Source organism: Parabacteroides sp. merdae-related_45_40 (genome assembly GCF_001915675.1).
The window spans coordinates 64,547-76,287 of sequence record NZ_MNQY01000041.1 but is presented as its reverse complement, the minus strand read 5'-3'; the positions used below and the strand labels follow the sequence as shown (position 1 = coordinate 76,287).

Here is an 11,741-nt window from a genome sequence, read left to right as displayed (position 1 = left end):
AATAACAGTAAAATCTGTGAAGTAAATTTAGGCATAGTCAAAGTTATACTTACTTGGCACTTGTAGTATATCTTTTTGGGTAAAGTAAGTATATCTTCTTTAGTACTTGCTGTATATATCCTTTTCTGATTAGGATGATTCTTTTTGATTATAACTAATACCTGATTTCACGTTACTACCTTTGCGGCTCTTCTATTGTTAATTAGTCTTATGTGTTTGCACAGTATTTGCTGTTTTGTGCGGCACATTTTTGTTAAAAGTGTGCAGTGTTTGAAAAAAGTATTTATCTTTGCGACCGTTTTGTAATCAAGAAAAGTAAAACATGAAGAAAAAAGTAGTATTAGGTGCGGCATTGATGATGATGCCTTTGGTTTCTTTCGCTGGAGGATATTTGACGAATACGAATCAGCATGCAGCCTTTTTAAGGTCACTTTCGCGAGGTGCTGCAATTGATATAGACGGCGCTTTGTCAAACCCGGCGGGTCTTTCTTTTTTGCCGACAGACGGTTTCCGCGTTGGTGTGAGTATCCAAAGTGCTTTCCAGACCCGGGATATTGATGCCTCTTTCAGTACATACAATGGTTTCGACCCAGTGAATAAGGTGCCGACAGTGAGCGACGTTCCCTATAAAAAGTATTACAAAGGAAAGGCAGCCGCTCCCGTGATTCCGAGTGTTTTTGCGGCTTACAAAAAAGGTGATTGGACGATCTCCGGTTTCTTTGCCATTACGGGTGGAGGTGGTAAGGCTTCGTTTGACGATGGCCTGCCAATGTTCGAATCGGCTGCTATGGCCGGTATCTTCAAGGAAAGTGTAGCGAAATATATAAAGACTGGCGGTCAAAGTCCCATCGTCACGCCGGATATGTATACTATTAACAGTGCGATGGACGGAAAACAGTATATTTATTCCCTACAACTTGGCCTATCATACAAGATCACGGATTGGCTTTCTGCCTTTGCCGGTGGCCGGATGAACTATTTCTCAGGAAACTATGACGGGTATCTGGATGCAAAATTAAAACAGAATTTTGGTGGAGCGGATTTAATGAACCTGGCTTTGGATTGCGACCAGACAGGTTGGGGGTTGACACCGGTTTTGGGTGTCGATGTCAAATATGGTAAATTCAATTTCGGAGCTAAATATGAGTTTAAGACGAACTTGAACATCGAAAACAATACCAAGAAGTTGGATTATCCCGACAGTGCGGAAGATTTGGTTGGCCCTTATAAGCATGGTGTAAATACGCCGAACGATATTCCTTCCATGCTTTCGGTGGCAGCTTCTTATCGGTTTTTGCCCATGTTGAAGGCTTCTGTTGAGTATCACTTCTTCGATGACAAGAAGGCGGGAATGGCCGGTGGAAAGCAGAAGGAACTGGAAAGAGGTACGAATGAGTATCTGTTTGGTATAGAGTGGGATGTTGTCAAGAGATTGACCATTAGCGGTGGCGCTCAAATTACAGATTATGGTTTGTCTGATAATTTCCAAAGTGATGTTAGTTTCTCCTGCGATTCTTATTCGCTGGGCTTTGGTGCTAAAGTGATGTTGAGCGAAAAAATGGCTTTGAACGTGGGATATATGTGGACAACTTACCACGATTATACCAAGAAGATGGACAACTACTGCGGCACGGGACTTCCTGGGCAGAATGTGTATAGCCGCACCAACAAGGTGTTCGGATTAAGTTTGGACTACGCTTTCTAAGCTTGAAAATATTCGTATCCTATTGAAAAAGGAAGCTGCCAGTCGTGCGGCTTCCTTTTTTTGATTCATGGGTATTCACGGACTATATGAAACCCTATGCTTTACGGCTCGTAACCATAGGTTTTAGTCGCTGTAAAGCATAGCTGGGTATGGCATAAAAAAAGAGGGTGCATGACGCACCCTCTTTTTTGATTATTTGTTTTACTTGTTGCCGATTATAACTGAATCCAACGTACATAAGCGAAGTCCATACGGTGAGGCAACTCCTTGTTTACAGGATATACACGGAAGCCCATCTTATGGTTACCAGCCTCGGAAGGAGTGGTCGTTAACTTGAAGAATAACTTGGAGCCTTCTTCCTTCATCAACTCGAACTGAGCGGTATTGATTGGTGACAGCGTGTGTTTCTCCGGATCTTCCTTCATGACAACCATTTCAGCACCTAACATACCTTGTAGTTCATGACGGTCGATTACCAAATTGAAGTTGTATTCTTTTCCTACAACCGGGCCGTTCACCGTCAAATCTTGGTCGCAAGTGAAGGATTCCACTTGGAAGCTATCCCAATGTTGCGCAACTTCCTCTTTCCAAGCAGCTAATTGCTTAGCGATCTCGTAGTTGTTAGCGGAAATATGAGCGGAACGAGTAGCCAATTTGTGATAGAAACGATCCTCATAATCGTCCAACATACGTTTCATCGTATAATCCGGAGCGATCTTGGCGATAGAGTTCTTGATATATTGGATCCAGTCCGGAGAGTAACCCTTGCTGTTCTTAGCGTAGTAAGTCGGGATGATCTCAGTTTCCAAGCAATGGTAGATCGTAGCCGCATCCAATTGGTCTTGGTATTGCTGGTTCTCATAAGTACGCTTGTCGGTCAATGCCCAACCTGCGCCTTCTACGTAACCCTCATACCACCAACCGTCAAGAACGGAGAAGTTCAATACACCGTTCATCTCGGCTTTCTCACCGGAAGTACCGGAAGCCTCCAACGGACGAGTCGGCGTGTTCAACCATACGTCTACACCGGAGATCAAACGACGGGCCAAACGCATATCGTAGTTCTCCAAGAAGATGATCTTTCCTAAGAACTCCGGACGGCGAGAGATCTCTACGATGTGTTTGATCAAACCTTGACCACCACCATCAGCCGGGTGAGCCTTACCGGTGAATACGAACTGAATCGGGAACTTCTCATTGTTAACGATCTTGGCCAAACGGTCTAAGTCCGTGAACAACAAGTGCGCACGCTTATAAGTAGCGAAACGACGACCGAAACCAATCAATAGGGCATTCGGATTGATCTTCTCAAGGATGGAAACTACCTTAGAAGGATCACCTTGGTTCTTCAACCAGCTATCTTTATATTGAACACGGATGTAATCAATCAATTTATTCTTCAAGGTCATACGGAGATTCCAGATTTCCTCGTCGGATACATTCTGGATTCCTTCCCAACATTTGCGATTTGATTGATCCTCGAAAAGCTTCGTGCCTAATTTATCCGCATAGAATTTCTTCATCTCCGTAGCGGCCCAAGTCGGCATGTGCACACCGTTCGTTACATAACCAACGTGCAGTTCATCCGGGAAGTAACCTTTCCAAACCGGGGCGAACATACGCTGAGAAACCTTACCGTGCAACCAGCTTACGCCGTTAGCCTCTTGGCAAGTGTTCAAGGCGAATACGCTCATGGAGAATTTCTCGTTAGAGCCCGGGTTCTCACGTCCCATATCGATGAAGTCTTGCCAGCTAATACCTAACTTGCCGGGGAACTCACCCATGTAACGTCCGAACAAACCCTCATCAAAGTAATCGTGACCTGCCGGAACCGGAGTGTGTACCGTATAGAGAGCGGAAGCACGAACTACCTCCAACGCTTGGTTGAATGAAAGGCCGTCGTTCTGGATATAGTCTACCAAACGCTGAGCGTTGATCAAAGCGGCGTGTCCCTCGTTGCAGTGATAAATCTGTTTCTTGATACCTAACTTGTTCAGCATCATGATACCACCGATACCCAACAAATACTCTTGTTTCATACGGTTCTCCCAGTCGCCACCATATAATTGGTGCGTGATGGAACGATCCCATTCGCTGTTCTGAGGTATATCCGTATCCATTAAGTACAAAGGTACACGACCTACGCTAACTTTCCAGATATGAGCGTAAACGGTTCTGCCCGGATAAGGAACTTCCAATACCATTGGCTCTCCGTTCGACTGCAATACCTGAGTCAACGGCAGGGCATTGAAATTTTGCGGCTCGTAATTGGCGATCTGCTGACCGTCCATGGACAAAGTCTGTGTGAAATATCCGTAACGATACAAGAAACCTACGGCACATAAATCGATATTGCTATCGCTGGCCTCTTTCAAGTAGTCACCGGCTAATACTCCCAGACCACCTGAGTAAATCTTTAATACATTGGTCAAACCGTACTCCATGCTGAAGTAGGCTACAGACGGTTGTGTCTTGTCGGGTTTTACATTGATATAAGCTTTGAAATCAGCGTATACCTTTTGGATTTCAGCCATTAACTCCTTATCTGCTAAGATCTCTTCCATACGTTTGTGTGAAAGGCTTTGCAATAGCTGTACAGGGTTACCTTCTGTGGATTTCCAAAGTTGTTTGTCGATCTTGCCAAATAGTTTAGCGCCTTCATGATTCCATACCCACCAAAGATTCGTAGCGATCTCATTAAGTGGTTCCAACTGTTGTGGAAGCTTGGAATGTGAGTAGACGTCCTTCCAAATAGGACTGTTTGCGTTATTCGCCTTAATTTTCATTATCGTGAAGTTTAAAGTGTTTGTCTAAAAACGAGTGCAAAGATAGCATTATCTTATTAATTATGAGCAATATTTAGCTGTTTCTTTCCTCGGCATGCTTTATGGCGATGTCGAATGCGGTCAGATAATAGTCGATAAACTTGCTCCATTCAGCTTTTCGAGCGAGATCGAAACAACGCTGTTTGATTTCCTCGATGTCCGTAGCATCCTTTTGGCTGAGAGCCAGGATGGAGTTCATGATAGCGTCCGCTACCTCAAAATAATTGAAATCCGTACGATTAATAACCTCTACGCCTTCGCTAAGGTTATCTCCGGATATCGTTTTCTTCGCCCACATACCGAAACCGGCCAGATTGGTCGTGATCGTCGGTATACCGAAAGCGATACTTTCCAGCGGGGTATATCCCCACGGCTCGTAGTAGGAAGGATATACGGTAGCGTCCATCCCTATCAGCATATCATAATAGGTCTTATTGAAAATACCTCCTTTACCGTCCAAATAACAAGGAACGAATATGATTTTTAGTTTTTCGGATGCTGCGTTCGTGAAGCCGGCGTGGTTGATATAATTCAAGACCTTATCTTCTGGCATATTATGCAACCAGTGCGTAATGAAAGGGATTTGAAGCGGAGAGGTCGTCTTTATGTCCTGCTCGATCGCCTCTTTTAAATCCGCACGGGCAGCACGTACCCAAGCCGGTACCATGATAAAGGCGACGACCTCACGCTGCAGGCGTCCGGACGTACGTACACGGTTCATCGCCTCGATGAAGACATCGATACCTTTATTTCTGTATTCATAGCGGCCACTGGTGGAAACCAGCAAAGCGTTCGGGTCGATGGAGCAGCCCAATAATTTCTCCGCTACATTAATTAATGTACGACGTGCCTCCTTCCGCTTTTTAGCGTATTCCTTACCCTCGGGTACGAAGTTGGGCTCAAAGCCGTTCGGGGTAACGATATCCGGTGCCTTATCCAATAACTGTTTACATTCACGGGCCGTGATATCGCTTACGGTCGTGAAGCAATCCACGTAATGGGCGGCCTGCTTCTCTACGGAATGCTTGGCCTCCATGTTTAGCTCCTTAGCCATCTGATCGCCGTTGTAACCGTCCATATAAGCGTATAACGCTTTGTTGTTACCGGCGATAGAGCGTCCGATCGATGTGGCATGCGTCGTGAAAAGTGTCGCTATGGCAGGGATTTGCTTTTGAATGTAAAGCGCTCCCATCGCCAACATCCATTCATTGAATAGGGCGGCGACTTTCTTGTTTTCCAGTTTGTAGAAGTGATAGAAACTCTCTATTACCTTACCGACCGCATACGCGAAGATACAAGACTCATCGTAATCGCCGTAGGCGTGGATGGAGTCAACTCGGAAATTTTCCCACATAGAATAGAAAAAGGCGTCTCGTTCACTGAAGTAGGACTTGAAATCTACCAGTATAACAGGGGGGGTACCCGGTACGTTCCAGCGACCAACCTTAACTTTCAAGTGATCTACTGCCTCGGCGTGCTTTCTCCAATCCTCAAACAAAGATGCGTCTTCCGTAAAATCGGGAGCGGTTGTGTTTGCCCACACATCCGGACCGATGAATATTACTTTGTCGTTAAAAATTTGTTGAAGCGTATGAGCTTTTGTCGATAGTACGGTATAAATACCTCCCACTTTATTACAGACTTCCCAGCTGCTTTCAAAGAGAAACTCTGGCGTCTTTATCATTTCGTTCATATTTGATTTGTTTATAATCAATGATTTCACCGCTGCAAAGATAATTCATTTTATGTTTTTTCTTGGCCTTTCCTCGGTATTTAATAACATATGTTCTATATTTGTGGATAATTAAATATGAAATAATTATGGCTAAAAGAAGAATTTTAAAGAAAGAGATCAGCTACGTGGCTGGTGAATTGTTCACGGAAGCGCTGGTTTGCAAATTGTATATACCCGGAGTAAATCAAGAGAAAGCGGATGCTTTGATGGCTCGTATCCTAGATATGCAAGATAGTTATATCGTTCGTGCCGGACACCCCGACGGCAAGGATAACAAGGCTCTCGTACGGAATTATTATCGCAAATTAAGAGAGGACTTGCAAAACGAGGTTAACGCTATCGCCGACGAGATAGGAGAGTTGAGCAAGGACAAATAGGCATGAAGAAGGCAATTAGTAAGGCGATACTCCGTATGGCGGGGTGGAAGCTGGGCCCGGTGGATGGCGTGGATTTGCCGAAGTGTATCGTATGTGTGGCTCCGCATACCAGTAACTGGGATTTTATTGTAGGGAAACTTTTTTATACCTCGATCGGGTGTAACGCTGGTTTCCTTATTAAGAAAGAGTGGTTCTTTTTCCCTTTTAATTTGCTGTTTAACTGGCTGGGAGGTGTTCCGGTGGATCGTGGTAAACGTACGTCGGTGACCGATCAGATGGTGGAACGTTTCAAGACCAGTGAGCGGTTTCAATTGGCCGTCACACCGGAAGGTACCCGGAAGCGGGCCAAGGAATGGAAAAAAGGATTCTATTTTATCGCTTTGAAAGCGAACGTGCCGATCGTGGTGGCTTATTTTGATTATGGAAAGAAAGAGGTGGGTACGAAAGGTGTTTTTTATCCGACAGGTGATGTGGATAAAGATATCCATACGATACGAGAGATGTATCGGGGAGTTACTGCCTGCCATCCTGAGAATTTCGTACAGGTATAGGAGTTTCATGGTGAAGAAATAAGAGTTTTGCTATAGGAAAACAAAAGTTTTGCTATGAAGAAACTACCGTTTCTTCACCATGAAACTGTTTCCTTGTCACAATATGTCTTTTTATTACCTTAATATCTTTATTCTATGACTGAAGACTTACGTATCAGTATGATACAATCCCATATCATTTGGGAAGACCGTGAAGAGAACTTGGGTTATTATGGCGAACTGTTGCGCCGTGTTAGTGGAAGAACCGATTTAGCGGTATTGCCGGAGACGTTTACTACGGGATTTTCCATGGACGTAGAGAAACAAGCCGATACGATGGATGGACGGACTGTACCGACTATAAAGGAATGGGCTAAGAAATATAAACTGGCCGTGGCTGGAAGTTTTATCGCGAAAGATAACGGAAAGTTCTACAACCGGGCTTTTTTCATCACTCCGGAAGGAGAGGAGTATTATTACGATAAACGTCATTTGTTCCGTATGGCGGAAGAGGACAAGCATTTCTCGGCGGGCGACAAACGTCTGATCGTGCCTTATAAAGGCTGGAATATCTGTTTGCAGGTTTGTTATGACTTGCGTTTCCCGGTTTGGAGCCGCAACGTGAATAACGAATATGATCTTTTGATTTATGTAGCCAATTGGCCCGAGGCCCGGAAGAAGGCGTGGAAGGCATTGCTGCATGCACGTGCCATCGAGAACATGGCTTATGTCTGTGGCGTGAACCGTGTGGGGGTAGATGGGAAAGGTTTTCTTTTCAGAGGGGATTCCATGATTTATAACGCAAAAGGAAAGAAATTGGCTGATGCCGGAAAACGAGAGGAAATCACCCGGACATGTACCTTGAAGAAGAGCGAGCTGGATGAGTTCCGGGCTAAGTTCCCGGCGTGGAAGGATGCGGATGGATTTAGTATTGACTTCTAATCGTTTAATTCCTTCTTATTATGGAAAAACGTAATCCTTGGGCTTGGATCCCGTCTCTTTATTTCGCCGAAGGCTTGCCCTACGTGGTAGTCATGACGCTTTCTGTGATCATGTATAAACGTTTGGGCGTCTCGAATACGGATATCGCCTTGTTTACCAGTTGGCTTTATTTTCCTTGGGTGATCAAGCCCATCTGGAGCCCGTTCGTAGACTTGATTAAAACGAAGCGTTGGTGGATTTATAGCATGCAGCTATTGATTGGCGGGGGAATGGCAGGTGTGGCGTTCGTCCTTCCCGGGGATTTCTTTTTGCGGTTTACCTTGGCTTTCTTTTGGTTGATGGCGTTTAGTTCCGCTACGCACGATATCGCCGCGGATGGGTTCTATATGCTGGGCTTGACGGAGGAGCAACAGGCGTTCTTCATCGGTATCCGAAATACGTTCTACAGGGTGGCGATGCTAACGGGACAAGGTCTGCTGGTCATGCTGGCGGGGCTTTTGGAGGAGAGTACCGGGCGGATTTCCTTTGCTTGGAGCCTGGTGTTTTTCGTATTGGCCGGTACCTTTATCGCCTTGGCCTTGTGGCATAAGTATATCTTACCCCGTCCGGCGAGTGACGCGCAACGTACGAATATCACCCCTCATACCATCTTGGTGGAGTTTGGCAATACTTTCGTGAGCTTTTTCAGCAAGAAAGGGATTATCCCGGCTTTGCTTTTTATGCTGACGTATCGTTTGGGGGAATCCCAATTGGTAAAGTTGGCTTCTCCTTTCCTGCTGGATGGGCGGGAGGTTGGCGGGTTGGCGCTCAGTACCGGTGAGGTCGGGTTCGCTTATGGTACGGTGGGAGTGATCTCCTTATTGCTCGGAGGGGTTTTAGGAGGTCTGGCTATATCCCGGGGTGGCTTGAAGACTTGGTTATGGCCTATGGCATTGGCTATCTCCTTGCCGAATCTGGTTTATTTGTATATGGCTTATACGATGCCGGAGAGTATTGTTGTCGTAAACGCTTGTGTCGCTGTCGAGCAATTCGGCTACGGATTTGGCTTTACGGCTTATACGATGTATCTGATGCTTTTCGCCGAGGGGGAATATAAGACTTCGCATTATGCGATCAGTACCGGTTTCATGGCGTTAGGTATGATGCTACCGGGAATGGCATCGGGATGGATACAGGAGCAGATCGGTTACCAACATTTCTTTATCTGGGTAATGATCTGTTGCATACCTTTATTTATTGTATTGCCGTTCTTGCGTTTCAAGAAAAAATAATCTTATACCGATAATCCGGGAGTGTAGGGGAGGGTCACGATGAATGTGCTACCTTCCCCTTCTTTGGATTCTAGGGTGATATATCCTCCGAAGTGTTCGATGATAATTTGGCAGATCGCCAGTCCGAGACCTGTCCCTTGCGCAAACTCGTCCAGTTTGTTGAACCGTTCGAATACTTGGGCTTGCTTATCTGCGGGAATGCCTTTGCCCGTATCGGTAACGGAGATCTGGATCCAACGTTTATCTTGCGTATAATCGTATTTAATCAAGATGTATCCTTGCGTCGTGAATTTTGCGGCGTTGTTTATGAGGTTGGTAATCACTTGGGTTAATCGATGTAGGTCCGCTTGGATAATGGCCGGGAGGACCGGCAGTTGTATTTTAAGCACTACGCCTTGGGGCATCAACAATTGATGGGTGCGGTAGATATGGGATAGTAATTCGTTTAAGTCACAATTCGTGAGGGTAAACGACATCTTACCGGACTCGATGCGGGATAGATCGAGAATGTCATTGATTAATTTCAATAAGAGGTCGCTGTTCTTACTGATAACTTGCATGAACTCATCCCTCTCGTTCGGGCTTATTTCCATATCGCTTGTTAGCAGTTCCGAAAATCCAACGATGGCGTTAAGCGGGGTACGTATCTCATGGCTCATATTGGCGAGGAACGCTGATTTCATTTGGTCCGCTTCCTCGGCCCTTATACGGGCTTTGATAAGATCTTCCTCTACTTCCTTACTTTGTTGGATATTTAAGCAGAGCCCGTTTACTCCGACATTATTGCGGGTGGAGTCTTGTCCATTCTTCGCTTGCGCATATCTGAATTCCCACCATATATGCCCTTTGCCGTTGAAATTATATCGGCGGCGGGTGATCTTACGGGAAGGGAATCCTGTATCAAGCAGGTGTTTATGTTGGATGAAATCTTCCCGGTCTTCCGGGTGGATAGACTCTTGGAATTGCGTGGAGGTGATCGGCTTTATCGGCATATCCAACGACTTATAGAAATCATGGTCGAACTCGAATACGCCGTTGCTGTATCGGAATGCGAAAATATCACCGCTCTCTAAAGCCAACGAGAGGAATTCTTTCTCTTTCCGTAAACTTTCTTGAGCCTGTTTCTTGTGAGAGGCTTCGCGACGGTATTGTACTCTTTGATAGAAAAGCGTCCATAGGATAAATAGGGTTAGAAGAATCCCGCATAGAATAATATATGTTTGATAACGAACCACAAAGGGCATGTTCAAGAAGATGCTGTTTTGAGGCAGTTCTTTCCAATCGATCCCCCATTTATTTAAAGTCGGGTAATCGAACAGATAGTTTTTGGCGCTTTCCGTTATTTGTGGGAAGCTATTGGCCGGTGTGCCTTTGAGTATGCTGGCAGCTCGTCGTAAGGCTTCTTGGGTTTGACTCTCTACCGGGGTCATATATCCCCCTATGAAGTCTCCGTCATATCCTACGGATTCGTTGATCGCCGAGAAGCTGGGAAATGAGCAGAACCTACCTAAGGCTATCGAGGTATAATCTCTTTTGGTAGCAAGGTAGGCCTTGTTGTAAGTACTTGTACCTAACCCCCAGATCAAGTTGGAACTGGTACGGGGTTGAATGGTTTGTATATAGAGGGAATCGAACGGTACTTTTGGGAACCGCACTAAAGAAGAGGATCTCTTTTTATCGGATGGGGATGAATACTGGGGATATTTAAGGTAATCGGGTCTAGCCTTGGAGCATAGCCCTTTTATTTGCTCATCCATATCTTTCAGGATCTTTTTGTCAAGAGCTGTACTATCAGAGACACGTACAATCACGCATTTTCCCATGATTCGCTCAATAAGTTCGACGTTTTTCCGATAGTCCGGCTTATCCCAAAATCCGGATACGTTAGGATACTTTTGAATTAAGGGTATGTTAGGGTAGTTGACTCCGGTAAAAACGATAGGTACGCTATCTAATAAAGGATGTTCGCAAGCCAATAAGGAATAGGTCGCTTGATCATCGTTTACGATTATGATATCAGGCTTCCATAAAGATAACGTATTGAGTTCCGTATATATTCTTTGTTTCTCTTCTGGCGATTGATAAGCTTCGCAATTAAGATAGAACGTGAAGATACTGGCATGAATGCCTTCCTTCTGGAATCCTTTTTTAAAAGCCTCTTCTATATCTTTATAGGCTTGAAAGTCCGGCTCATAAGATTGGACTATCAAGATACGCTTTTCCGTGGTTGAGCGTTCGCAAGAATTTGCGACCAATAGAAATAATGGAAGCAACAATAAAAAAAGATAACGATAAGAAGTGTTCGCCATGTGTATAGCTTCAATATAATAGGTACAAATGTATAAAAAGTAATTGG

The 11,741-nt window shown here is 44.9% G+C and carries 8 protein-coding genes; 5 read left to right on the top strand and 3 right to left on the bottom strand.

The features are described 5' to 3' along the window. Nucleotides 1-322: 322 nt before the first annotated feature. Nucleotides 323-1,705, top strand: a complete 1,383-nt coding sequence (locus tag BHV83_RS04400; protein ID WP_005864631.1) for an OmpP1/FadL family transporter — start codon at nt 323-325, stop codon at nt 1,703-1,705. A gap of 215 nt (nt 1,706-1,920) precedes the next feature. Here BHV83_RS04400 and glgP read toward each other — a convergent pair whose 3' ends face one another. Both glgP and BHV83_RS04390 read right to left on the bottom strand, forming a co-directional pair. After that, on the bottom strand, nt 1,921-4,491 hold the full coding sequence (glgP, locus tag BHV83_RS04395) for an alpha-glucan family phosphorylase (RefSeq protein ID WP_005864633.1): 2,571 nt from the start codon (nt 4,489-4,491) through the stop codon (nt 1,921-1,923). A 73-nt stretch (nt 4,492-4,564) separates the two neighbouring features. Further along, nucleotides 4,565-6,223 (bottom strand): glycosyltransferase, encoded by a 1,659-nt coding sequence (locus tag BHV83_RS04390; protein ID WP_122144354.1) that lies wholly within the window; start codon nt 6,221-6,223, stop codon nt 4,565-4,567. 128 nt (nt 6,224-6,351) lie between these two features. Here BHV83_RS04390 and BHV83_RS04385 point away from each other — a divergent pair, with 128 nt between their 5' ends. The 4 genes from BHV83_RS04385 to BHV83_RS04370 all read left to right on the top strand — a co-directional run bounded on the left by BHV83_RS04385 (nt 6,352) and on the right by BHV83_RS04370 (nt 9,385). Continuing rightward, nucleotides 6,352-6,642 (top strand): C2H2-type zinc finger protein, encoded by a 291-nt coding sequence (locus tag BHV83_RS04385; RefSeq protein WP_005854588.1) that lies wholly within the window; start codon nt 6,352-6,354, stop codon nt 6,640-6,642. Nucleotides 6,643-6,644: 2 nt separating this feature from the next. Then, on the top strand, nt 6,645-7,193 hold the full coding sequence (locus BHV83_RS04380; RefSeq protein ID WP_008778223.1) for a 1-acyl-sn-glycerol-3-phosphate acyltransferase: 549 nt from the start codon (nt 6,645-6,647) through the stop codon (nt 7,191-7,193). A gap of 135 nt (nt 7,194-7,328) precedes the next feature. Then, nucleotides 7,329-8,114: an amidohydrolase gene (locus BHV83_RS04375; protein ID WP_009275773.1), complete on the top strand. Its 786-nt coding sequence runs from the start codon at nt 7,329-7,331 to the stop codon at nt 8,112-8,114. 20 nt (nt 8,115-8,134) lie between these two features. Continuing rightward, nucleotides 8,135-9,385 carry an MFS transporter gene (locus BHV83_RS04370; RefSeq protein WP_005864650.1) on the top strand — a complete coding sequence of 417 codons (1,251 nt, stop codon included), beginning with the start codon at nt 8,135-8,137 and terminating at the stop codon, nt 9,383-9,385. 2 nt (nt 9,386-9,387) lie between these two features. On the opposite strand, the gene BHV83_RS04365 is transcribed toward BHV83_RS04370, so the two are convergent. Further along, nucleotides 9,388-11,694 (bottom strand): sensor histidine kinase, encoded by a 2,307-nt coding sequence (locus tag BHV83_RS04365; protein WP_122144352.1) that lies wholly within the window; start codon nt 11,692-11,694, stop codon nt 9,388-9,390. Nucleotides 11,695-11,741 lie beyond the last annotated feature (47 nt).